This window comes from Tianweitania aestuarii, from assembly GCF_018457165.1.
Lineage (GTDB): Bacteria > Pseudomonadota > Alphaproteobacteria > Rhizobiales > Rhizobiaceae > Tianweitania > Tianweitania aestuarii.
The window spans coordinates 378,308-400,929 of the sequence record NZ_JAFMNX010000002.1; the positions used below are offsets into that span (position 1 = coordinate 378,308).

The following is a 22,622-nucleotide window of genomic DNA, read 5'->3' on the forward strand; positions in this document are numbered from 1 at the left end:
GATCGCGTTTTTTGGGGTTACGCGCTTGCGCATCCTCCCCTATAAGACCGGCCTAGCCCAAGATTAAGCGCTGCACCAAGCTGGCCGGTTCATTCCGTCCGGCTTTTGGGCGCAACGCGCATGTTAAACGGATAGAGCCCATGCCCAAGCGCACCGACATCAAGTCCATCCTGATCATCGGTGCGGGTCCGATTGTGATCGGCCAGGCATGCGAGTTCGATTATTCCGGCACCCAGGCGTGCAAGGCGTTGAAGGAGGAAGGCTACCGCATCATCCTCGTCAACTCCAATCCGGCCACGATCATGACCGATCCGGAACTGGCGGATGCGACCTATGTCGAGCCGATCACCCCGGAAGTCGTGGCCAAGATCATCGCCAAGGAGCGCCCGGACGCGCTGCTTCCGACCATGGGCGGCCAGACCGCGCTGAACACCGCGCTTTCCCTGCGCCGCATGGGCGTGCTCGAGCGCTACAATGTCGAGATGATCGGCGCCAACGCCGAAGCTATCGACAAGGCCGAAGACCGCTCGCTGTTCCGCGAAGCCATGGCCAAGATCGGCCTGGAAACGCCGAAGTCGATGCTGGCCAATGCGTCGGCCGCCAAGGACACGGACAAGGATGCGCACAAGGCGCGCCGCGCCGCCTTGAAGGCCGGCAACGGCGATGATCTCGACGCGCGGCTCGATGCGCTGGAAACCGAGTGGAACCTAGGCGAAGGCGATCGCAAGCAGCGATATGTCAGCCACGCGATGGGCATCGCCGCGCAGGCGCTCGACTATGTCGGCCTGCCCGCCATCATCCGCCCCTCCTTCACCATGGGCGGCACCGGCGGCGGCATCGCCTATAACCGCGCCGAGTTCTTCGAGATCGTGGCCTCCGGCCTCGACGCCTCCCCAACCACCGAAGTGCTGATCGAAGAAAGCGTTCTCGGCTGGAAGGAATACGAGATGGAGGTCGTCCGCGATCGTGCGGACAACTGCATCATCGTGTGCTCGATCGAAAACCTCGATCCGATGGGTGTTCATACCGGCGACTCGATCACCGTCGCGCCGGCTTTGACGCTGACGGACAAGGAATACCAGATGATGCGCAACGCCTCGATCGCGGTGTTGCGCGAGATCGGCGTTGAGACCGGCGGCTCAAACGTGCAGTTCGCCGTCAACCCGGCCGATGGCCGCCTCGTCGTCATCGAAATGAACCCGCGCGTGTCGCGCTCGTCAGCCCTTGCATCGAAGGCCACCGGCTTCCCCATCGCCAAGGTCGCGGCCAAGCTTGCCGTCGGCTACACGATGGACGAGCTGGAAAACGACATCACCGGCGGCGCGACCCCGGCCTCGTTCGAGCCTTCGATCGATTACGTCGTCACCAAGATCCCGCGCTTTGCCTTCGAGAAGTTCCCCGGCGCCGACAATGTTCTGACCACCGCCATGAAGTCGGTGGGCGAAGTCATGGCGATCGGCCGCACCTTCCAGGAAAGCTTGCAGAAGGCCTTGCGCGGCCTCGAAACCGGCCTCACCGGTTTGGACGAGATCGAGATCCCGGGCCTCGGCATCGGTGAAGACCGCAACGCGATCCGCGCTGCCCTCGGCACCCCGACGCCGGACCGTCTGCGCATGGTGGCGCAGGCGATCCGCATGGGCACCTCGCTCGAAGACGTCCATGAGATGTGCAAGATCGATCCATGGTTCCTCGAACAGATCGGCGGCATCATCGCGATGGAACGCCGCGTGCGCGAGCACGGCCTGCCCAGGGACGCCAAGAACCTGCGCAAGCTGAAAGCCATGGGCTTCTCCGATGCGCGCCTCGGTTCTTTGGTGAAGAGCGACGGGCAAGCGATTCAGAAGATTCGCGAAAAGCTTGACGTTCATCCAGTTTATAAGCGCATCGACACCTGCGCTGCCGAGTTCGCCGCGCCCACCGCTTATATGTATTCGACCTACGAGCTGCCTTTTGCCGGCCAGATGGCTGACGAAGCGCGCGTGTCGGATCGAAAGAAGGTCGTGATCCTCGGCGGCGGTCCCAACCGCATCGGCCAAGGCATCGAGTTCGATTACTGCTGCTGCCATGCCGCTTTCGCGCTGGCCGATGCCGGCTATGAATCGATCATGATCAACTGCAATCCGGAAACCGTGTCGACCGATTACGACACGTCCGATCGCCTGTATTTCGAGCCGCTTACCGACGAAGACGTGCTCGAGATCCTGCGCACCGAACAGAAGGCCGGCACGCTGCATGGTGTGATCGTGCAGTTCGGCGGTCAGACGCCGCTGAAGCTCGCCTCCGCGCTCGAACAGGCCGGCATCCCGATCCTCGGCACCTCGCCGGACGCGATCGATCTCGCCGAAGATCGCGACCGCTTCCAGAAGCTCCTGCACAAGCTGAAGCTCCTGCAGCCGAAGAACGGCATCGCTTATTCCGTCGAGCAAGCGCGCCTCATCGCCGGCGAGCTCGGCTTCCCGCTGGTTGTGCGCCCGTCCTACGTGCTCGGCGGCCGCGCCATGCAGATCGTTTATGATGACGGTCAGCTGCAGACTTATCTGCTCGAAACCGTGCCGGGCCTCGTTCCCGAAGACATCAAGCAGAAGTATCCGAACGACAAGACCGGCCAGATCAACACGCTGCTCGGCAAGAACCCGCTGCTGTTCGACACCTATCTGACCGACGCGATCGAGGTCGATGTCGACGCGCTATGCGACGGCAAGAATGTCTATGTGTCGGGCATCATGGAGCATATCGAGGAAGCCGGCATCCATTCCGGCGATAGCGCCTGCTCGCTGCCCGTTCACTCGCTGTCCGACGAGATGGTGGCCGAGCTGGAGCGCCAAACGGCGGCCATGGCAAAGGCCCTCAATGTCGGCGGCCTGATGAACGTGCAATACGCCATCAAGGACGGCGAGATCTTCGTTCTCGAAGTCAATCCGCGCGCCTCGCGCACGGTGCCTTTCGTTGCCAAGACCGTTGGCCGCCCGATTGCCAAGATCGCGGCCCGCATCATGGCCGGCGAAACGCTGGACGATGCCTTCGCTCATTACGGTACGAAGCCGAACCCGCATAAGCTTGGCCATATCGCGGTCAAGGAAGCCGTGTTCCCCTTCGCGCGCTTCCCCGGAGTTGACACCCTGCTCGGGCCGGAAATGCGCTCGACCGGCGAAGTGATCGGCCTCGACCACGATTATGCGCTCGCCTTTGCCAAGGCGCAGCTCGGCGCCGGCGTCGATCTTCCCCGCTCGGGCACGCTGTTCGTGTCGGTGCGCGATGAAGACAAGGAGCGCGTGCTGCCGTCGGTAAAGAAGCTGGCCGATCTCGGCTTCAAGGTCTTGGCGACCGGCGGCACCTCGCGCTTCCTGCGCGACAACGGCGTGGAAGCCGAGAAGATCAACAAGGTTCTGGAAGGCCGTCCTCATGTCGAAGACGCCATCCGCAACCGCCAGGTGCAGATCGTCTTCAACACCACCGACGGCCAGAAGGCGATGTCCGACTCCAAGTCGCTGCGTCGCGCGACCCTTATGCAGAAAGTGCCGTATTACACGACACTCGCCGGCGCCGCAGCCGTTGCCGAAGCGATCGCGGCCCTCAAGGCTGGCAGCCTGGAAGTCCGTCCGCTGCAGGATTACTTCCGCTAAGACATCGAACACGAAGCGCGCCGGCCAAGCGGGCGCGCTTCGTTCAATCCGATCAGGCGAGATTCTTGATCATGATTGACCCACCCGGCGCATAGGCCGCCGCCGGGCTACGGGCATAGTTCTGCGTTGCCCAAGACACCACAACCAGCACGAACAACACGGCCGCGATCGCGCCAACCGGCGAGCCGACAGCGAGATCCGCCATGCAGGCGAGCAGCGTGTGGTAGAAGAAGCCGGCATAAGCGAGTTGCGCCAGCGCGACCGGCCTGCGCACCCACACGGCGATGACGCCGAGCGCCTTCACCACCAACATCACATCGACGAGGTAGGTGGGAAAGCCCACCTTGGCATATTCGCCCGCCCAGAAGGCAGGATCGGTCGCGTAGCCATACACGCTATGCGCATAGAACGCCGTGATGACGACTGTGGCGAGGTAATAGACGTACTTCATGCCCCCTGCTCTCCTCCGCTTGTGCTGCGCCGCCATCCCGAGCAGCACAGGATTTGTATTGCGTCTCGCACATTCCGCAAGGGAAGATTGCACGAAGAATACACAACCCATTCGAGTCAGGAGAGTCCGCCCTTACCCGCCACAACGGGAACTGCCGTCAGCCCTTCGCTGTTCAACCCGCACGAGCAAGGAGCACAAACGGATGAGCAAGATCGCCAAGGGTACGAAGGTTGAATGGAACTGGGCCGGCAACACCGCCGAGGGCAAGGTGGAAGAAAGCTTCGAAAAGCCGGTGCAGCGCACGATCAAGGGCACCAAGGTCAAGCGCAATGCGTCAAAGGAGGAGCCGGCCTATCTCGTCAAACAGGAAGATGGCGACCGCGCGCTGAAAAGCGGCTCCGAACTTCACAAGGAGTAGGACGCGAGCCGCGGCTTAGTCGCGGCCCGCAGGTGTGCGGAAGCAGGCTGAACAGCCTGTTTTTATTCGGCAATCGCCAGGCTGTTCGAACCGGATGCCTGAGTGGCGTTTGCCATGCGCGCCGGCGAAGGGGATGCCGTCGGGTTGGAAACGCCTGGCAGGCTGTTGGCGACGATACGGGCGCCGCGGTCGAGTTCAGCCGCCTTCTGTTCGCCGCTCTCGATCACGGCCGTGCGCACCTTCGCGGCACTGCCGCCCTTCAGCCCGGCTTCTTCGAGAAGGCCGCGCTTCTTGGCATCATAATAATAGCCGCGCGAGTAAAAGCGCACCGCCTGATCGTGATCGCCGCGCGCAGTAACATAAGCACCCTTCAGATATTTCACGGCATAGGTCAGATTGGTTTCGGCGTTGAGCAGGCCCGTGGCGCTGCCCTGATAGCCCATGCCCTTCGCCGTATCATGGCGGATCTGCATGAGACCCCAATACGGGCCGTTGCGCGCCTTAGGGTTGAACGTGCTTTCGCGCTTCACCACACGGCGAACGAGCGACACCGGCACTTCATAGAGATGCGCATAGCGCTCGATCAGCGTATCGAGTTCCGGGCTGCGTGCCGCAACCGTCTTCGTGGCGCTTGGTTCGAGCGATGCGACGACAACCGGCTTTTCGGTTGTCTCAGCCGGCGCAACGACGCTGGCAGCAACGGCAACGGGCGCAGATGGTTTCTCGGCAACGAATGCCGCTGCCTGCGGCGTCGAGCCGGCATCCGTTCCGGCGGCCGCCGAAGCAACAGCCTGCTGCGCCGTGGCAGTCTCAGTCGTGTCAGCCTGCGCGACAGCCGTCTCCAGCGCAGCAACGCCGCCGCTTGATGGCGCCGGGCTGGCATAGGCAACAGCGGTGATCAGCGTACCCTGTTGCGTGGCGTCGCCGGCAGCTGTGTTGCGATCAACGGAAGCGATGTCCATCGCATCCGGCAAGGTGCCGGGTGCGGGGGTGGCGGCAGCAACGGGCGCAAGCGAGGCGCTCTGGTTGGTCGCGGTCGTGGAAGTGCATCCGGCGCTGGCCAGAAGGCCTCCGAGTCCGACAATGCATAAGCAGTTCGTGCTGGTCGGCAAAGCCCCACCGCCTCCTGAAAGTTGAGTGCCCGATTTGCCCGTCCCAAGGCCTGCGTACAGGATGAAGCTTACGTGATCAACCAGGCTTTAGGCTTCGTTAATCTGCCGGCTGTTGCAGAAAGGCCATGTTCCACCTTTGTCCTGCAGAGGGCCTTCCGAAGTATCGAGCTATATCAACAGCTTACCGGAAGCGGATTTTTGCTTATCTTTTTTCTCCAGGCGCCCAGCCGATCCACCAAGCACCGGAGCCGCCAAACCGGGCCGCAAATCCTTAACGAGCAAGGCTTGGCCCTTAACGGATGATCTTGATCCGTATTTCTGATTCGCGTATATCCCGCTCTGGAATTTCGGCTGATCGGACCTCATGGCCCGCGCTGCGCGCGTTTTCTGACGTCAATCCCAAAATTTCGACCCCTGATCCGTGATTTACGGATTGATGAAAACCGCAGACGACAGGAAGTTACAATGCCGACAGGAACCGTGAAGTGGTTCAACACCACGAAGGGTTTTGGTTTCATTCAGCCCGATACGGGCGGCCAGGACGTGTTCGTTCACATCTCCGCCGTTGAGCGTTCGGGCATGACCTCGCTTAACGAAGGTGACAAGGTCAACTTCGAGGTTGCCCAGGACCGCCGCACCGGCAAGTCCGCAGCGCAGAACCTTTCCAAGGCCGGCTAATCGGTCCGCATCCCTCCTGGGATGCGACAGGGTCCGGCTTCCTGCGCAGGCAGAAACAATCGGGTCTTGATTTGAAGGGCGGGGTTCTTCCCCGCCTTTTGTTTGTCCGCCGCACACTTACAAGCTCGCCGGACCTCCCCGCTCCCAAGTTCGTGATCGAACAGGCAGGCGAGCCTGCCCGCCCCCATCTTGATTTTTGCCGCCATCTCGCCCAATTGGCGGGTGTAGCGACCGGGCCCCTCTGGCGATCTGCGCATGAAGCGCAATCGTGATGTCGGAGCTGCACCAATGTTCAATTGGCAGATGGTCCGGTAATCATGGATACGCTTCTCAGCGCCCTCACGGGCGATTTTCTCGGTACTCCGATCTATTTCTGGGTGGCGTTCATCGCCATCGTAATCGGGCTTTTGGTGTTCGATCTCGGCGTCCTCCACAAGGAGGAGAAAGAGATCTCGGCCAAGGAAAGCCTGACGCTTTATGCCGGCTATGTGCTGGTCGCGGTCGCCTTCGGCGGCTGGATCTGGTGGTCGCGCGGCTCACAGGCGGGCCTTGAATTCTACACCGGCTACTTGATCGAGCAGAGCCTGGCGATGGACAACATGTTCGTCATCGCCACCATCTTCGGCTTCCTGGCGATCCCGCGCATTTACCAGCACCGCGTCCTGTTCTGGGGCATTCTTGGCGTCATTCTGTTCCGCGCCGTGATGATCGGCATCGGCGCCGCCCTCGTGCATTCCTTCAGCTGGATCCTCGTTTTCTTCGGCGCCTTCCTCATCTTCACCGGCATCAAGATGTTCTCGCATCAGGATGAAGAACCGGATCTCGAGAAGAACGCGATCTTCCGCTTCCTGCAGAAGCACTTCCGCATCACCAAGAAGCTGGACGGCTCCAACTTCACGGTGCGCCAGCCCGACACGAAGACCGGCAAGCTCGCGCTCTACCTGACCCCGCTCGGCGTGGCGCTGATAATGGTGGAAACGGTCGACCTGATCTTTGCGGTGGATTCGGTGCCGGCGGTGTTTGCCGTCACGCAGGACACGTTCATCGTCTACACCTCCAATATCTTCGCGATCCTCGGCCTGCGCGCCCTTTATTTCGCCCTCGCAGCCGCGATGAACCGCTTCCGTTATCTGCAGACCTCGCTTGCGATCGTGCTCGTGCTGATCGGCATCAAGGTCGCGCTGGTGCCCTTCGGCATCCATGTGGATACGATGCTGTCGCTTCTCGGCACGATCGGCATCCTGGCCGCCGGCATCTTCTATTCCTTGTGGAAGACCCGCAACGAGCCGGATGTCAGCGCCCAGGAAGACCCGACACAGGGTCAGCTCGAGCCCTGATAATCAGGCGCCGAGCCAGTCCATCGGCACATGGCCGGTATCCGCACGGACCCGGCCGAGCCAGTCTTCCACATGGGGAAACTGGCGCATTTCAAAGCCGGCAATCGCCGCATCCTGCGTGTAAGCAAACAAAGCAATGTCGGCGACCGTCAGCCAATCGCCGACAAGAAACGGCGTTTGCGCAAGCTGCGTGTCCATGACCTGGAGCGCCTTGTTACCGCCGAGAAGCGTCGCCGCCATCTTCTCCGGCGTCGCTTCCCCTGCCCGCTCGGGATAGATCGTCAGCGCCCGGCGCACAGCGATAAAGGGCTCATGGCTGTATTGTTCGAAGAACAGCCATTGATAGGTCAGCGCCCGCTGATAGGCATCCTCGGGAACGAACCGCGTGCCCTCGCCGAGATAAAGCAGCATCGCATTGGATTCGGCGAGCAACTGCCCATCATCCAGTTCCAGCAACGGCACCTTGCCGTTCGGGTTCTTGGCGAGAAATCCGGCTGTGCGCGTTTCGCCGTTCACAGAACTGACGGTGACATGCCGGAAAGGTCGCCCGAGCTTGCCCAGAAGAAGCCGCGGCTTGTAGCAGTTGCCGCTGTCGGGTTGGCTGTAAAGGGTCAGCATATCGGCATCCTCGCTGGAGATCGGCGGCATCTTGCCTGCCGATCGTGATTCCACCAGCGAGAAGCTGTGATCGATCGATCAGCGCTGCTGATCGATCCGGCGACGGTCGGACAAACGCACGACATTGCCTTGCGGCGTGCCGAGTGAAGCGCGCTCGATCGGCTCGGTCGGAAACAGCGCGCCGGCCAAAGCAGGCGCTGCGAGCAACGGCCCCTGAACCAGCATGGCATCGGCATCGATGGCCGCATTCAGCTGGTCCACCGTTTCGATGCCGTCAACCAGCACATTCGCGCCAGACTGGCGGAAGCCCGCAAACAGCGGTCCAAGCAGCTTGCTCGCCCGCGGCACGCTGGTCACGCGGCGAAACCACGGCCCGTCGACCTTGACGATGTTCGGCTCGACGCAGGCCACCTGTTCCAGCGAGGGAAAGCCCGCCGCAAAATCGTCCACACCCAGCGAAAAGCCGTGCAAGCGGATCGCAGTGGCCAAGCGCACCAGCACGCTTCTTTCCAGCTTTTCGGTTTCCGCGATGCTGCAAACCAGCAGCTGCGGATCCATGCCGACTTCGGCAACCTTGGCGGACAGGAGGTCGAGCTCGGACAGGATGCGTGCCGGATCAAGCGCATGACGCGCGTCGATCGAGCAAAACAGGCTCATTCCGTCGACGCCGATATTGGGATGGTTGTCGATATGCAGCGCGCGGCACAGCGCTTCGAAGAACGGCACTTCCGCCGCGGTCAGCGTTTCAGCCAGAACGGTCGGCGCAACCGGCAAGCCTTCGCGCAAGGGCCGCAACCGCGCTTCGACGCCCCACGGCGTGAGGGCCGATGCGTCTGCCGTGAAGATCGGCTGAAACACCGATTTCAGGCGAAAGCTGCCGAACACGGCGGTTGCGATGCCAATCTCATCGAGAATGATCGCGTTGTCGATCCGCGCCTGGTCAATCATCGCATTACCTGTCTACGTCCGAAGGTGCGGCTTCGTTTCAGCTGCACGCCCTCGCTGCGCTGCGCACCTGGCAAAGCCCGTGCCGCCGTCCACTCGCTCGGCAGCATCTGCGCCAGCGAAAGCGGAATGGCGGGATCAAAGCCTCGCGGGGTGCCCTGCCCCGACAGGGTGAAGCTCGTGAAGTTCATCAAGGCAAGCTGCGGCCGCGCAAGCAGATAGCCCTGCACCATCGGCGCGCCGGCATGTTGGGCAAGCTCCATCTGCCAGCCTTCTTCGACACCCTCGATCACCGTTTCGATGCCGTTCTGGCTGAAGCTCGCGACCACCATCTTCAGCAAGGCCATTCCCGCGCCCGATGCCATCATCTGGTTGATCCATGCGGCATCGAATTTGACGATGTCGGGCTTCAGCTGCTCGACGCGCCGCAGATCCGAATCGCCAGAACCATAATCGTCCACGGCGATCCGGAAGCCTTCGGCACGCAGCGCTTCCACGAAACCGAACAGCACCGGCTCGCAAGTCGATACCTGCTCGGTCATCTCGCACACGATGCGCGAGGGCTCGAGATCGGCGACCTTGAGCACAGCGAGCATGTCACGCAGCGCGCCGTCGGCCAGTTCACGATCCTGGAACTGAGAGGGATCGAAATTGACGAACAGCGTGGCCGACTTGTCCAGACATTTTCCGGCGTTCAGCAGGTGAAGCGTGCGGGTCAGCGTTTCCACCGCAAACCGATCGGCTGCGGGAACCTGGCGGAAGAACTGGCTGGGCGACACGGCCGTCGTGCCATGCACAGGCCGAAGCAAAGCTTCAAACGCGACGAGCGAGAGCCTGCCCTCTTCCAATGAAAAGATAGGCTGAAACGCCGACTGCAGGACATAACTGCCCCACACGGCCGTATGGATACCATCTTCGCCCTGCGCGATTTCCGCCCGGCTGAAATTCCGCGTCATACTCGATCCACTCGGGGACACAGGTCGATAATTCGTGAAACATGACAGCGAAGCTTTTATTGCTCGTTAACGAGCGGAATCTTCCGCAACGTCTCTCTCTTCGGCAACGACACCTTGAACTCGCCGCCATGATGGGGTTTAGGTCGCGTCGCGGCTTGCAATCGCCGCTTTTTCCTTGAGGAGACTGTCCCATGGCTTTCCTGGCCGATGCCCTTTCCCGCGTTAAGCCTTCCGCGACCATCGCGGTCACGCAGAAAGCACGCGACCTGAAAGCCAAGGGCCGTGACGTGATCAGCCTGGGCGCTGGCGAACCCGACTTCGATACGCCCGACAACATCAAGAATGCGGCCATCGAGGCGATCCGCCGTGGCGAAACCAAATATCCGCCGGTTTCGGGCATCATGCCGCTGCGCGAAGCGATTGCCGCGAAGTTCAAGCGCGAAAACAATCTCGACTACAAGCCGGAGCAGACGATCGTCGGCACCGGCGGCAAGCAGATCCTGTTCAACGCCTTCATGGCGACGCTGAACCCCGGCGATGAAGTCATCATTCCGCGTCCTTATTGGGTGAGCTATCCCGAAATGGTGGCAATCTGCGGCGGCACTAGCGTGTTCGCCGAGACCTCGATCGACAATGGTTTCAAGCTGACTGCCGCCGAACTGGAAAAGCGCATCACGCCCAAGACCAAGTGGCTTTTGATGAACTCGCCGTCCAACCCGTCGGGCGCGGCCTATACCGAACAGGAACTGCGCGAGATCGCCGACGTCCTGCTCAAGCATCCGCATGTCTGGACGCTGACCGACGACATGTATGAGCATCTGACCTATGGCGACTTCGTGTTCAAGACGATCGCCGAGGTGGAGCCTGCTTTGTACGAGCGCACGCTGACCATGAACGGCGTGTCCAAGGCCTATGCCATGACCGGCTGGCGCATCGGCTACGCGGCCGGTCCCGTCGCGCTCATCAAGGCAATGGACATGATCCAGGGCCAGCAGACCTCGGGTGCCTGCACCATCGCTCAGTGGGCTTCGGTGGAAGCGCTCAACGGCCCGCAGGATTTCATCCAGAAGAACAAGGCCGTGTTCCAGAACCGCCGCGATCTGGTTGTGTCGATGCTCAACCAGGCGAGCGGCATCACCTGCCCGGTTCCGGAAGGCGCCTTCTATGTTTATCCGTCCTGCCAGGGCGTGATCGGCAAGAAGACCGCATCCGGAAAGGTCATCAACACGGATGAGGACTTCGTGTCCGAACTGCTTGAAGCCGAAGGCGTGGCGGTTGTTCACGGGTCGGCCTTCGGCCTCGGCCCGAACTTCCGCATCTCCTACGCGACCTCGGAAGCGCTTCTCGAAGAAGCCTGCATCCGCATCCAGCGCTTCACCAACGCCTTGGCATAAGCGCCAAGCGCAGGGATCAAAGAAAAAGCCCGGTTTGAACCGGGCTTTTTTGTTGGGCGCTTAGTCGGCCGTTTTTGCAGCCGACACCGTCTGCTCGATATGATCCACCAGCGCATCCGGCAGCTGAAGCCGGCCGGCAAGCAGATCGAGATAACCGCGCTCGGCACGCGTTTCCGGATCGATCGTCAGGCGCGACGCCGTGTAAAGCTCGACCTTCTGTTCCTCGGTCACGGCACTCGCCACAAGCGCATCGACGTCGACGGGCTTGGCGAGTTCCTCGTTGACGAACTGCTCCATCTCCGAATCCACACCCGCTTCACCGAGGCGGCCCGAGATCTTCTGGCGCTCTTCGGCATCGATATGACCATCGGCGCGTGCCGCAGCGATCATCGCCCGCACCAGAACCAGCGAGAACGCATCCTCGCCCTGTGGATGGCGCGAAGGATGAAAGCCGGTATCTTCCGGCGGCGGCAAAAGCTCGGTGGAAGCGGCCGCCGTGTTGGCGCCGGCACCCGCGTTCGCACCAGCCGGGCTGGTCTGGTTCTGCTGGTAGTTCTGATAGGCCTTGTAAGCGAGACCGGCGATGGCCGCGAGGCCGCCGATCTTCAACGCCGAGCCACCGAGGCTGCGGCCGCTCTTGGTGCCAAGCAGCATGCCGGCGAGCGCCGTGGTCTTGCCCGGATTGTTCTTGGCATATTGCAGCACCTGGTCGGCGCGGTCGCGCAGCGAACCGCCTGCCGCCCCACCCGTCAAGCCACCAAGGCCGCCGAGCCCGCCGAGGCCGCCACCAGCTCCGCCGCTGGCACCACCTTGCCGCTGGCTACCGAGAAACTGATCGAGCAATTGCTTAGGGTCGAACATCGAGGGCTCCTGTCTGTTTGAGCGGCGGGATGCCGGCCAAGCGGAGGTAAGAACCATCGCGTGAAATACAAGGAAGCCCTATCCGGCGAAGCGCGGTCCCAGATGCGGCGCTTCACCCCGCGCTTGCGCAAGCTCGATCTGTTTTTGACGCTCGGCATAGCGTGCGCGATCGGCCGGATCCTGCGTCTCCGCACATTGCGGACAGCAGACGCCTTCCCGGTAAAGCGGATGCGCGCGATCGGCTTCCGTGACCGGATGGCGGCAGGCATGACACAGCAATGCACCACCCGGCTTCAGCCCGTGTCCAACCGCCACGCGCTCGTCGAAAACGAAGCATTCGCCCTGCCAAAGGCTGTTTTCGGCCGGAACATCCTCGAGATACTGCAGGATGCCGCCCTTGAGATGATACACGTCCTCGAAGCCCGCACTGCGCACATAGGCCGTCGCTTTTTCGCAGCGAATGCCGCCCGTGCAGAACATCGCGATCTTGCGTCCTTCGAGTTCGGCGCGATGCGCTTCCACCCAGGCCGGGAACTCTCCGAACGTGGTCGTCACCGGATCAACGGCGTTCGTGAACGTGCCCAAACGCACTTCATAATCGTTGCGCGTGTCGATCACGATCGTGTCAGGATCGGCAATCAGCGCATTCCAGTCGCCCGGCGCGACATAGGTCCCCGCCGACAAGGTCGGATCGATGTCCAGCACACCCATCGTCACGATCTCGCGCTTGATCTTCACCTTGAGACGGCGAAACGGCATGGCAGGCGCGCCGCTGAACTTAAGTTCCAGATCGTTCAAACCGGTGCGCGCGCAGATTGCGGCCAGTGCGGCTTCGAGCCGGTCCGGCAAACCGGCGATCGTGCCGTTAATGCCCTCATGCGCCAGAAGCAGCGTGCCGGCGATGCCGTGCTCGCGGCAGATCGCAACGAGATCGGCGCGCATCGGCTCGAGGTCGGCCAGCGGCGCAAAGCGATACAAGGCCGCGACGCGCACCGGCAGATCGGCGATCTCGGGGGAAACGGGAGGGGTGGATAGAGTCATGGCCGCCCGTTAGCGCTTCATCGCCGTTCTGGCAAGAAAACTCAGCCCGACGTGACCGCGCGCCGCCCAATCCGAGCCTGATCTTATCCACCTGCGGCACACCGCAGGCACGATGCGCCCTCCATCCAACGAGGAAGCAGCCATGTTCGAACCTCATGTCGAAGCCGCCATCATCAAGCTCGCCGAAGCCAACGGCCTCGATCCCGCAGCCCTTCTCGCCATCGCGGAAGTGGAAAGCGGCGGGAAGGCGTCGGCCCGCATCAACGATCGCGACGAGCCCCTCATCCGCTTCGAAGGCCATTATTTCGACCGCCGTTTGTCCGGTCTGAAGCGCAAGCAGGCCCGCGCCGCCGGCTTGTCCGATCCCCGCGCCGGCGCGATCCGCAATTCGTCGAGCCAAGCCGAACGCTGGAAGATGCTGCGCATGGCCGCTGCCATCGATCATCAGGCAGCACATGAATCGGTATCCTGGGGCATCGGCCAGGTCATGGGCGGGCATTGGCGCTGGCTGGGCTACCCATCCGTCGAAGCGCTTGTCGCGGATTGCCGCGAAAGCGTTGCGGGACAGCTCCGCCTCACCCTGCGCTATTGCGACAAGGCCGGCCTGATGCCAGCCATCCGCGCCCGCAACTGGGCAGCCTTCGCCAAAGCCTATAACGGCCCCGCCTACGCCACCAGCCGCTACGACCAAAAACTCGCCGCAGCCTTTATCCGCCATCAGAAGCGCTTGAAGCAGCAGACCAACGCGCCCTCGCCTGCGATGGCAATCCCAAGCCAGCCGCAGCCCCGCTCCTTGCTCCAACGCCTCTCGGACTGGTTGCGCCGCCAACCCAACCTATCTCAACGGTGAACGTTGCCGGGCTGTTTGAACCGGTTTAGAAGCTGACATCACCTGGAGCTTTCGCATGAACTCGTTTCCCCGCCTGCGCGCCGTCCTCCAAAACCAGCCGGTTATGCCGGTTCTGCGGATTGAGCGCGCCGAAGACGCAGCCCCCCTCGCACGCGCCCTTGCCAAGGGCGGTCTGCCTGCGGTGGAAATCACCCTGCGCACCCCGCAGGCGCTTGAAGCGATCCGCCGCGTGGTGGCCGAAGTGCCGGAAGCGGTGGTCGGCGCCGGCACGATCCTCAACCCCAAGCATTTCGCGCAAGCCGTTGAAGCCGGCGCGACCTTCATCGTCAGCCCCGGCCAGACCCCGGCTTTGTTTGATGCCGCAGCCGACAGCGACGTTCCGCTTCTGCCCGGCGCAACCTCGGCCAGCGAAATCATGATGGCCGCCGAACGTGGCTATGAGATCCTGAAGTTCTTCCCGGCCGAACAGGCTGGCGGCGCGGCCTTCCTGAAGTCGCTCGCCTCCCCGTTCCAGGGCATCCAGTTCTGCCCGACCGGCGGCATCACGCCGTCCAATGCCGGCACCTATCTCGGCCTGCCGAACGTGATCTGCGTCGGCGGTTCGTGGATCGCCCCCGATGCCCTGATCGCCTCCGGCGCATGGGACCAGATCACCGCATTGGCAGCCGAAGCCGCAAAGCTGAAGACGGCCTGAGGCTCATTCAGCCGATCATCGACCCGACATGAAAAAGGGCGGGACGCTTCGGCGTCCCGCCCTTTTCGTTTACCCATGAAATCTGTGTCTCAGTTCTGGTTGAACTGCGCGACCGGCAGGAACTCCACGGCCTTGCCGCTGAAGCGGTTTGCCTTCTGTGACAGGTCGGTCTGCTGGAAGCCGGACGTATAGACTTCGCGCGGCGCGGTGCGAACGATGTTGTAAGCGAAGGACGGTGCCTTCGTGCCGCTCGTGTTCTGCGCGACCTTTTCGCCCGAAAGCGCCCAGCGTGCCACGGCCGGTTCGGTTGGAACCGACACCGACTTCGGCTCGGCCTTGCCCTGACCGGCGCGCGGCTTGGAGCCCTTGCTTGTGGTCTTCACGCGGGAGTCGATGGCCCGCGCGATCGGCTGGTTGGACTGGCGGTCGAGCATTGCGAGACGCTGCGACGGCGCACCTTCGTTGCCGCTCAGAATGACTTCGTTGCGCGCCACGACCGGTGCCTTGCGCTCTTCCGGCTCGTCACCGGATGTCTGCGTGTCGAGCGCCGTCATCGCAAAGCCAGGCTCGCGAGCACCCGGACGGGCGGTCGGAATGGCGGCATAGGCGGTGGCCAGTTCGGCGACCTGTTCCTGCGGCAGGCTGGCGACGTCGGTTGTCGCTTCGCTTGCCTCGAGCGCGCCCTTTTCGGCACCACCGGCTGCGAGTTCCTGCAGGCTGATCCTGCCCGACTGAACGGCGGCAGCGGTCACGGAAGGCGGCGCGTCGTCCACAACGGCTGCGGCAACGGTCGGGCCGTCGGCCGGCAGATCACGCTCGGCATGAGCGATCATCAGCGCGGTGGAATCCGGCAGCGCCACACCTTCCGGCTCGTAGGCATAGTCGGGGCGTTGGGTCGGCAACGGAACGTTGAAGGCGATATCCGCTTCCTGCTTGAACGGGGCGTCGAGAACCGGTGCGCCGGTGGTGGCGGCACCCGCGGCAATCGCCTCTTCCACGGCCTTCTTCGGATCAAGCGTCGGAGCAGCGGGCGCGAGCGCAGCCATCATGGCTTCGGACGCATCCGTTGTCGGCTGGCGCGGCGCAGACCCGGGAACCGGAACGCTACGTGCAGGCAAAGCGGCAATGATGGTTTCGGGCGTATCCGGCGTTTCCTCGACAGCAGGCTCAGGCGCGGCAGGTGCAGCGGCGGCTGGCGCGGCGGCAGCAGCTGGCGCGCTGCGGCGGCTGGCTTGAGCCGGCGCATGCGGCGAAGCCCGTGCCACCATCTCCGGGCTCGAATCTTCCTCGTCATCCGCACCGCCACCAAAGAAGGCGGACAGGAAGCCGCCCGACTTGCGACGGGACTCGGAAGCGAGCTGAACGGTGCCGCCATTCCGCTGGCGGGCCTCATAGGCAGCCAGGGCCTGCTTGTAGCCGGGCAACGGCTTGCCATCGGACGGCACATGGATCGTGTCGCCCTTGGGGAACACGGCCAGAAGCTGGGAGCGCGACATGCGCGGCCAATGGCGCACATTGCCGACATCGAAATGGACGAAAGGCGAACCGGATTTCGGATAATAACCGACGCCGCCAGCGCCCTTCTTCAGACCGAGCTCGCGCAGCTTGGCGAGCTTCACGTCCGGCAGATAGAAGTCCATGGCGTGGCCGAGCATATGCTGGCTCTTCTTCGCCACGCCGCTCGACCGGCTGCGTCCGCGCAGCATGGAGTTGGTCGCCGGCGAACGATAAGCCGACACGACATGAATGTAATCGCGCGAACCGGAAGCCTGATAAACCTCCCAGATCACATCAAGCAGCCGCGGGTCCATCTTGGTGGACTCGTTGCGGCGCCAATCGCGCAGGAAACGGTTGATCTGCGTCAAGCCGGACGAGATGTATCGCCCGTTGCGCTTATACGTGATCTCGGCCTTTTCCTTGGTATGGATGAAGTAGAGCTTCAACGTCCGGGTTTCCGCCGAAGCGGCAACCGTTCCGGAGCACATGCAGGCTGCAAGAAGAAACGACGCAAAAACCCACTTGGGCAGGCCAAAGAAAATCGAGCGGTTCGCGATCGAATTGTCGTCGGTCTTGGTCAAAATACCGCCTTGTCGGCTAGATGTCCCCAGCAACCGTGAGGGCGACATTCGTGAATCGATAACCACGATTGTCGATCCTAATGGTTAATCGTAGCTTATTGAAGCCCAAATGCGGTCAGAGGAAGGCGATCACCTCCGGGTGATCGGTTTAGCGCCGCGATGGTAAAGCGTTTATTAGCAGGGGGTTGCCTCTAGGAGGCGCGGCATCACGACGCCAGGCGTTCGACGCCATCGGCATCGCCTTCAAGGCCGTATTCCTTGAGCTTGCGGTAGAGCGTCGAGCGTCCGATTCCAAGACGCCGCGCGACCTCGCTCATCTGGCCGTTGTAGTGCTCGAGCGCCAGCCGGATCATGTCTCTTTCGATATCGGCCAAAGACCGGATCTCGCCGCGCTCGTCATAGGTGCGCATTAAGCCATGAAGCGGCTCAGCCGGCACTCCCATGTCGTCGTTCGGCACCGGCGACGTTGAATCATCCGGTCGCGCACGAACGTGATTGGCAGCGTCGAGATCCACGTCGCCGAGCTGGGCGCGGATCTGCGGAAAATCCGCCGCCTGCAACAAGCGTCCTTCGGATAGAACAAGAGCGCGAAACACGGCGTTTTCCAGCTGGCGGATATTGCCCGGCCAGTCATAAGCTTCGAGCATCGCCAGCGCGTCGGGCATGATGCCGGTCACCCGGCCCTTCGTTTCGCCCGCACTCAGCCGCTCGATAAAATGGCGCACCAGCGGCGCAACATCTTCCGGCCGCTGCCGCAAGGGCGGCACCATGATCGGAAAAACGTTCAGGCGATAAAACAGGTCTTCGCGAAACAGCCCGTCCTTCACGCGCTGGATCAGGTCGCGATGGGTAGCCGAGATCAGACGGATATCGACCTTGATCGTCTGCTTGGACCCGACCGGATCGACCTCACCGGTTTGAACAGCGCGCAACAGCTTGACCTGGATATCGATCGGCAGGTCGCCGATCTCATCGAGAAACAGCGTGCCGCCATTGGCTTCCACGAACTTGCCGGCATGCTTTTCGGTGGCGCCCGTGAACGAACCTTTTTCGTGGCCGAACAGGATGCTTTCCACGAGATTGTCGGGGATCGCGCCGCAGTTCACCGTCACGAAGGGCTTCGATCGCCGGTCGCTCGTGCCTTGGATCGCGCGCGCCACCATCTCCTTGCCGACGCCGGATTCGCCCTCGATCAGGATCGGGATGTTGGACACCGCCGCCTTCTGGCCGAGCCGCAACACGCGGTCCATGCTCGAACTGCGGGTCACGAGATCGCGGAAGGTCAGCGCACTTGTCGTGCCTTTGCGCCGCTTTTTCTGCTCGTTCCCCCGACTTCCGACCTTCAAGGCATTGGTGACGGCATTGTGCAGCCGTTCCGGCGAAGCGGGCTTCACCACGAAATCAAACGCGCCGGCGCGCATCGCGGCCACGACATTGTCGACCCCGCCCTGCGCCGTTTGCACGATCACGGGTGCATCGACGCCGCGCGCGGCGAGTTCGCCAAGTACGGCCAGACCGTCCATGTCGGGCATCACCATGTCGAGCACGATGATCGCGACGTCGCTGCCCTGCTGGCCGTCGAGCAGGCTCAGCCCCGCCCGCCCGCCTTCGGCCGAAAGCGTGTCGAAGCCGAATTTCCGCAGCGCGGCATCCACCAAACGGCGTTGAACCGGATCGTCGTCAATGATGAGGACGGGGCCTGCCATTGGGGAAGCCGTCACCTTTCAGGTCTGGGTGCCGAGATTGGCTTATGGATCATATTGCCATCGCACCCTAAATAGCGGCTCAAGAAATCCGGTGAACAAAGCCTTTCGCTTGGACATCGGCGTCAGCAGGCAAAGCGAGACCCATCATGGCCGATCGTCAGACACCCCTCCATTCCACCTCGGCCGCCCTGTCCGCCACGCCCATTCTCAGCGATCTGCCGGAATGGAACCTGGCCGACCTCTACCCGTCCATGGACGCCGCCGCCCTCAAGGCTGACCTCGCGCGGGCCGCAGAAGACGCCAAGAGCTTCGAGACCGCATGGAAAGGCAAGCTCGCAACGGAAGCGGCAAACAAGACCGGCGGTGGTCTCGGCCGTGCCATGAAAGAGTATGAGGCGCTTGAGGAACTGATCGGCAAGATCGTGTCCTATGCCGGCCTCGTTTATGCCGGCGACACGTCAGACCCCAAGCGCGCCAAGCTCTATGGCGACATTCAGGAAAAGATGACCGATGCCTCCTCGCATCTCCTTTTCTTCACGCTCGAACTGAACCAGGTCGACGACGATCTGATTTCGGACGCCCTCGATGCCGATCCGGCCTTTGGTCATTACCGCCCCTGGGTGATCGACCTGCGCAAGGACAAGCCCTTCCAGCTCGAAGACCGCGTCGAGCAGCTGTTCCATGAAAAGTCGGTCACGGGCCGCGGCGCCTGGAACCGCTTGTTCGATGAAACCATGACGGCGCTGCGCTTCACCGTGGATGGCACCGAACTCACGCTGGAGCCCACCCTCAACCTTCTGCAGGACGCCGATCCGGCGCTGCGCCAGAAAGCGTCGGAGGCGCTCGCCGAGACCTTCAAGGCCAATCTGCGCACATTCAGCCTGATCACCAACACGCTGTCCAAGGATCGCGAGATTTCCGATCGCTGGCGCGGCTTCGAGGATATCGCGGACGCCCGCCACCTCGCCAACCGCGTCGAGCGTCCGGTGGTGGATGCGCTGACCGAAGCTGTGCAGGCCGCTTATCCCCGCCTGTCGCACCGCTATTATGCCTTGAAAGCCAAGTGGCTCGGCATGGAGCAGATGAACAACTGGGACCGCAACGCCCCCCTGCCCGAAGCACCCACCGCATCGATCAGCTGGGAAGACGCAAAGCAGACCGTTTTGTCTGCCTATAACCGCTTCGACCCGAAGATGGCCGACATCGCGCGCGACTTCTTCGACAAGCGCTGGATCGACGCCGCCGTGCGTCCAGGCAAGGCGCCCGGCGCCTTTGCCCATCCCACCGTGCCGTCAGCCCACCCTTATGTGCTCCTGAACTACCAGGGCAAGCCGCGCGATGTGATGACGCTGGCGCATGAACTCGGCCACGGCGTGCATCAGGTTCTGGCCGGCGGCCAGGGCGCACTGATGGCCTCCACGCCGCTCACGCTCGCCGAAACGGCATCCGTGTTCGGCGAGATGCTGACCTTCCGCTCGCTGCTCGACCAGACCACCGACAAACGCCAGCGCAAGGCCATGCTGGCGCAAAAGGTCGAGGACATGATCAACACGGTTGTGCGCCAGATCGCTTTCTATTCCTTTGAGCGAAAGGTTCACACCGAGCGAAAGAACGGCGAGCTGACCGCCGACCAGATCGGCCAGTTCTGGCTGGAAGCGCAGGCCGAGAGCCTCGGACCCGCGATCCGGCTGCGCGAGGGTTACGAGACCTTCTGGGCCTATGTCCCCCACTTCATCCACTCGCCCTTCTATGTCTATGCCTATGCCTTCGGCGATTGCCTGGTGAACTCGCTTTATGCCGTTTACCAGAACGCCGAGAGCGGCTTCCAGGAGAAGTATTTCGACATGCTGCGCGCCGGCGGCACCAAGCATCACTCCGAGCTTCTGGCCCCGTTCGGCCTCGATGCTTCCGATCCGGCGTTCTGGAACAAGGGCCTGTCGGTGATAGAAGGGTTGATCAACGAGCTGGAAGCGATGGAATAAAGACGACAAGCGCCGGAATGGGTCCGGCGCTTTCGACCGGATCCGCCCCGCGTGCCGCCATTCGCCTTCTTTCGCGACGATCGCGCCGACCGCTCGGTTCTGTTTGAACAGCCGAGCGCGATCATCCGCGCCGATACGCCAGCCGAGTTCGACCGGGCGCTGGACCAGATGCAGGAAGCCCGGCGCAATCGCAAATGGCTGGCCGGCTTCTTTTCCTACGAGGCCGGATACCTCCTCGAACCGAAGCTGCGCCCCCTTTTGCCTGAAAACCGCCGCGTCCCGCTCTGCCTGTTCGGCGTGTTCGATCACCCATCCGACCGCGATCTGCGGCTCGACACGGCACAGCCCACCAACGGCCCGATCTTCGATGCCCGCGCATCCTGGAAAGCCGGCGATTACCGCAAGCACTTCGAGCGCGTGCACCAGCATCTGCGCGAAGGCGATTGTTATCAGGTCAACCTCACCTTCCACATCCAGGCGCAATGGACCGGCGATTCCACCGCCGCCTTCGCAGCCCTGATCGCGCGTCAGCCCGTCAAATACGGCGCCCTCATCGATCTCGGCGGCGCGGTGATCCTGTCGCGCTCGCCTGAACTATTCTTCGAGATCGACCGCGATGGCTGGATCGAAACGCGGCCCATGAAGGGCACTGTGCCGCGCGGGCAAACACCGGAACACGACGAGCAACAGCGGCAATTCCTTGCCGGCGATCCGAAGAACCAGGCGGAAAACCGCATGATCGTCGATCTTCTGCGCAACGACATTTCGTTGATCAGCGAGGTCGGCACCCTCCATGTTCCGGACCTCTTCACCGTCGAAACCTATCCCACCCTGCACACGATGGTCAGCCGCGTGCGGGCAAAACTCCTGCCCGCGCGCTCCGTGCGCGACATCTTTGCAGCACTTTTTCCCTGCGGTTCGATCACAGGGGCGCCCAAAATTCGTGCCATGGAGGTCATCCACGCGCTGGAAGCCGGTCCGCGTGATGTCTACTGCGGCGCGATCGGCTGGATGGCTCCCGATGACACGATGCGGTTCAACGTTGCGATCCGCACGATCACGCTGCATCCGACCGGCGAGGCCGTTTACAATGTCGGCGGCGGGATCGTGTTCGATTCCAGCGCCCAAGCGGAGTATGACGAATGTCTGTTGAAGGCGCGCTTCGCCACCGGCTCAATCCCACGGACTACCTGATCGAGACATTTCGCTATGAGCCCGATGAAGGCTTCCTGCGGCTAGATCGTCATCTCGAACGCCTCAAGCGCTCGGCCGACATGCTCGGCTTCCGTTATGACGATGCGGCCATCAACCTCGTTTTGTCCGAGCTTCTCCATGATCGCGATCCCTTGCGCGTGCGCCTGACGCTCGACCGCGAAGGCAACCTGGAAACCACCACCCAGCGCTTCTTCCCTCTGGCCAAAGACACGATCTGGACCCTGCACCTCGCCGCAACGAAGCTGCCGAGCCACGATCCGCTGCTCGCCCATAAAACCAGCCGCCGCACGCTCTACGAGACCGCCCGCGCCGAGTTCGCCGCCCACGAGGCGCAGGAAGTTCTTCTGTGCAACGAGCGTGGCGAATTGTGCGAAGGCACGATCACCAACCTCTTCGTGGATGAGGGCGATGGCCGCCTTGCCACGCCGCCGCTCGACTGCGGATTACTCGGCGGCGTGTTGCGCGCCGAGCTGCTCCAGAGTGGGCGCGCGGTGGAACGGGTGCTGTTTCCGCACGATCTCCAAAACAACAGGATCTATGTCGGAAACAGCTTGCGGGGCCTCATCGCAGCACGCTTTTCGGCCTAAGTGCCGGGCAAAAGAACCCTTTTGCCGCCCCGGGGTTTATTGTGACGGGCTTCTATGGTGTAGGATGAGCCCATCC

At 62.4% G+C, this 22,622-nt stretch carries 19 protein-coding genes; 10 read left to right on the top strand and 9 right to left on the bottom strand.

All coding sequences use genetic code 11. From position 1 onward, the window contains the following. The first annotated feature begins 140 nt into the window (after positions 1-140). Positions 141-3,623, top strand: coding sequence for a carbamoyl-phosphate synthase large subunit (gene carB / locus JYU29_RS09895; RefSeq protein WP_213984637.1), 3,483 nt, complete (start codon positions 141-143; stop codon positions 3,621-3,623). Positions 3,624-3,675: 52 nt separating this feature from the next. Here the strand turns inward: carB and JYU29_RS09900 are convergent, their stop codons facing one another. Beyond that, positions 3,676-4,074: a DoxX family protein gene (locus tag JYU29_RS09900; protein ID WP_213984638.1), complete on the bottom strand. Its 399-nt coding sequence runs from the start codon at positions 4,072-4,074 to the stop codon at positions 3,676-3,678. A 202-nt stretch (positions 4,075-4,276) separates the two neighbouring features. Here JYU29_RS09900 and JYU29_RS09905 point away from each other — a divergent pair, with 202 nt between their 5' ends. Next, positions 4,277-4,492 carry a hypervirulence associated TUDOR domain-containing protein gene (locus JYU29_RS09905; RefSeq protein ID WP_213984639.1) on the top strand — a complete coding sequence of 72 codons (216 nt, stop codon included), beginning with the start codon at positions 4,277-4,279 and terminating at the stop codon, positions 4,490-4,492. 62 nt (positions 4,493-4,554) lie between these two features. On the opposite strand, the gene JYU29_RS09910 is transcribed toward JYU29_RS09905, so the two are convergent. Beyond that, positions 4,555-5,604 (bottom strand): transglycosylase SLT domain-containing protein, encoded by a 1,050-nt coding sequence (locus JYU29_RS09910; RefSeq protein ID WP_431192846.1) that lies wholly within the window; start codon positions 5,602-5,604, stop codon positions 4,555-4,557. Between the two features lie 465 nt (positions 5,605-6,069). Between JYU29_RS09910 and JYU29_RS09915 the strand changes: the two genes are divergently transcribed. Together JYU29_RS09915 and JYU29_RS09920 are read left to right on the top strand one after the other, a co-directional pair. Further along, positions 6,070-6,282 carry a cold-shock protein gene (locus JYU29_RS09915; protein WP_213984640.1) on the top strand — a complete coding sequence of 71 codons (213 nt, stop codon included), beginning with the start codon at positions 6,070-6,072 and terminating at the stop codon, positions 6,280-6,282. Between the two features lie 317 nt (positions 6,283-6,599). Then, positions 6,600-7,619, top strand: coding sequence for a TerC family protein (locus tag JYU29_RS09920; RefSeq protein WP_213984641.1), 1,020 nt, complete (start codon positions 6,600-6,602; stop codon positions 7,617-7,619). 3 nt (positions 7,620-7,622) lie between these two features. On the opposite strand, the gene JYU29_RS09925 is transcribed toward JYU29_RS09920, so the two are convergent. The 3 genes from JYU29_RS09925 to JYU29_RS09935 form a co-directional block, all read right to left on the bottom strand. After that, positions 7,623-8,237 carry a glutathione S-transferase family protein gene (locus JYU29_RS09925; protein WP_213985024.1) on the bottom strand — a complete coding sequence of 205 codons (615 nt, stop codon included), beginning with the start codon at positions 8,235-8,237 and terminating at the stop codon, positions 7,623-7,625. 78 nt (positions 8,238-8,315) lie between these two features. After that, positions 8,316-9,185, bottom strand: a complete 870-nt coding sequence (locus JYU29_RS09930; RefSeq protein ID WP_213984642.1) for an EAL domain-containing protein — start codon at positions 9,183-9,185, stop codon at positions 8,316-8,318. Beyond that, complete coding sequence (locus JYU29_RS09935; protein WP_213984643.1) at positions 9,182-10,138, bottom strand: EAL domain-containing protein; 957 nt, start codon at positions 10,136-10,138, stop codon at positions 9,182-9,184. The genes JYU29_RS09930 and JYU29_RS09935 overlap by 4 nt, the downstream gene beginning before the upstream one ends. A gap of 191 nt (positions 10,139-10,329) precedes the next feature. Between JYU29_RS09935 and JYU29_RS09940 the strand changes: the two genes are divergently transcribed. After that, positions 10,330-11,532 carry a pyridoxal phosphate-dependent aminotransferase gene (locus tag JYU29_RS09940; protein ID WP_213984644.1) on the top strand — a complete coding sequence of 401 codons (1,203 nt, stop codon included), beginning with the start codon at positions 10,330-10,332 and terminating at the stop codon, positions 11,530-11,532. 60 nt (positions 11,533-11,592) lie between these two features. On the opposite strand, the gene JYU29_RS09945 is transcribed toward JYU29_RS09940, so the two are convergent. Both JYU29_RS09945 and trhO read right to left on the bottom strand, forming a co-directional pair. Next, positions 11,593-12,393 carry a tellurite resistance TerB family protein gene (locus tag JYU29_RS09945; RefSeq protein ID WP_213984645.1) on the bottom strand — a complete coding sequence of 267 codons (801 nt, stop codon included), beginning with the start codon at positions 12,391-12,393 and terminating at the stop codon, positions 11,593-11,595. Positions 12,394-12,471: 78 nt separating this feature from the next. After that, positions 12,472-13,434, bottom strand: a complete 963-nt coding sequence (trhO, locus tag JYU29_RS09950) for an oxygen-dependent tRNA uridine(34) hydroxylase TrhO (protein ID WP_213984646.1) — start codon at positions 13,432-13,434, stop codon at positions 12,472-12,474. A gap of 142 nt (positions 13,435-13,576) precedes the next feature. On the opposite strand from trhO, the gene JYU29_RS09955 reads away from it, so the two are divergent. Both JYU29_RS09955 and JYU29_RS09960 read left to right on the top strand, forming a co-directional pair. Beyond that, positions 13,577-14,284, top strand: a complete 708-nt coding sequence (locus JYU29_RS09955) for an N-acetylmuramidase family protein (protein WP_213984647.1) — start codon at positions 13,577-13,579, stop codon at positions 14,282-14,284. 55 nt (positions 14,285-14,339) lie between these two features. After that, the gene (locus JYU29_RS09960; RefSeq protein WP_213984648.1) at positions 14,340-14,978 is read left to right on the top strand and encodes a 2-dehydro-3-deoxy-phosphogluconate aldolase; all 639 of its coding nucleotides are present in this window, start codon (positions 14,340-14,342) and stop codon (positions 14,976-14,978) included. 89 nt (positions 14,979-15,067) lie between these two features. Here the strand turns inward: JYU29_RS09960 and JYU29_RS09965 are convergent, their stop codons facing one another. Together JYU29_RS09965 and JYU29_RS09970 are read right to left on the bottom strand one after the other, a co-directional pair. After that, positions 15,068-17,056, bottom strand: coding sequence for a peptidoglycan L,D-endopeptidase MepK (locus JYU29_RS09965; RefSeq protein ID WP_250157330.1), 1,989 nt, complete (start codon positions 17,054-17,056; stop codon positions 15,068-15,070). 206 nt (positions 17,057-17,262) lie between these two features. Beyond that, positions 17,263-18,762, bottom strand: a complete 1,500-nt coding sequence (locus JYU29_RS09970) for a sigma-54-dependent transcriptional regulator (protein ID WP_213984649.1) — start codon at positions 18,760-18,762, stop codon at positions 17,263-17,265. A gap of 146 nt (positions 18,763-18,908) precedes the next feature. Between JYU29_RS09970 and JYU29_RS09975 the strand changes: the two genes are divergently transcribed. Genes JYU29_RS09975 through JYU29_RS09985 form a run of 3 tightly spaced genes read left to right on the top strand, consistent with a single transcriptional unit; the run spans position 18,909 to position 22,546 of the window. Further along, positions 18,909-20,744: a M3 family oligoendopeptidase gene (locus JYU29_RS09975; protein WP_213984650.1), complete on the top strand. Its 1,836-nt coding sequence runs from the start codon at positions 18,909-18,911 to the stop codon at positions 20,742-20,744. Between the two features lie 51 nt (positions 20,745-20,795). Next, entirely contained in the window at positions 20,796-21,938 is a 1,143-nt protein-coding gene (locus tag JYU29_RS09980; protein WP_213984651.1) for an aminodeoxychorismate synthase component I, read from the top strand. Continuing rightward, positions 21,887-22,546 (top strand): aminotransferase class IV family protein, encoded by a 660-nt coding sequence (locus tag JYU29_RS09985; RefSeq protein WP_213984652.1) that lies wholly within the window; start codon positions 21,887-21,889, stop codon positions 22,544-22,546. The genes JYU29_RS09980 and JYU29_RS09985 overlap by 52 nt, the downstream gene beginning before the upstream one ends. Positions 22,547-22,622 lie beyond the last annotated feature (76 nt).

Excerpts from the sequence above, each read along its gene's own strand:
- carB (WP_213984637.1), top strand. The coding sequence starts at position 141 with ATGCCCAAGCGCACCGACATCAAGTCCATCCTGATCATCGGTGCGGGT.
- JYU29_RS09900 (WP_213984638.1), bottom strand. The coding sequence starts at position 4,074 with ATGAAGTACGTCTATTACCTCGCCACAGTCGTCATCACGGCGTTCTAT.
- JYU29_RS09905 (WP_213984639.1), top strand. The coding sequence starts at position 4,277 with ATGAGCAAGATCGCCAAGGGTACGAAGGTTGAATGGAACTGGGCCGGC.
- JYU29_RS09915 (WP_213984640.1), top strand. The coding sequence starts at position 6,070 with ATGCCGACAGGAACCGTGAAGTGGTTCAACACCACGAAGGGTTTTGGT.
- JYU29_RS09920 (WP_213984641.1), top strand. The coding sequence starts at position 6,600 with ATGGATACGCTTCTCAGCGCCCTCACGGGCGATTTTCTCGGTACTCCG.
- JYU29_RS09925 (WP_213985024.1), bottom strand. The coding sequence starts at position 8,237 with ATGCTGACCCTTTACAGCCAACCCGACAGCGGCAACTGCTACAAGCCG.
- JYU29_RS09930 (WP_213984642.1), bottom strand. The coding sequence starts at position 9,185 with ATGATTGACCAGGCGCGGATCGACAACGCGATCATTCTCGATGAGATT.
- JYU29_RS09935 (WP_213984643.1), bottom strand. The coding sequence starts at position 10,138 with ATGACGCGGAATTTCAGCCGGGCGGAAATCGCGCAGGGCGAAGATGGT.
- JYU29_RS09940 (WP_213984644.1), top strand. The coding sequence starts at position 10,330 with ATGGCTTTCCTGGCCGATGCCCTTTCCCGCGTTAAGCCTTCCGCGACC.
- JYU29_RS09945 (WP_213984645.1), bottom strand. The coding sequence starts at position 12,393 with ATGTTCGACCCTAAGCAATTGCTCGATCAGTTTCTCGGTAGCCAGCGG.
- trhO (WP_213984646.1), bottom strand. The coding sequence starts at position 13,434 with ATGACTCTATCCACCCCTCCCGTTTCCCCCGAGATCGCCGATCTGCCG.
- JYU29_RS09955 (WP_213984647.1), top strand. The coding sequence starts at position 13,577 with ATGTTCGAACCTCATGTCGAAGCCGCCATCATCAAGCTCGCCGAAGCC.
- JYU29_RS09960 (WP_213984648.1), top strand. The coding sequence starts at position 14,340 with ATGAACTCGTTTCCCCGCCTGCGCGCCGTCCTCCAAAACCAGCCGGTT.
- JYU29_RS09970 (WP_213984649.1), bottom strand. The coding sequence starts at position 18,762 with ATGGCAGGCCCCGTCCTCATCATTGACGACGATCCGGTTCAACGCCGT.
- JYU29_RS09975 (WP_213984650.1), top strand. The coding sequence starts at position 18,909 with ATGGCCGATCGTCAGACACCCCTCCATTCCACCTCGGCCGCCCTGTCC.
- JYU29_RS09985 (WP_213984652.1), top strand. The coding sequence starts at position 21,887 with ATGTCTGTTGAAGGCGCGCTTCGCCACCGGCTCAATCCCACGGACTAC.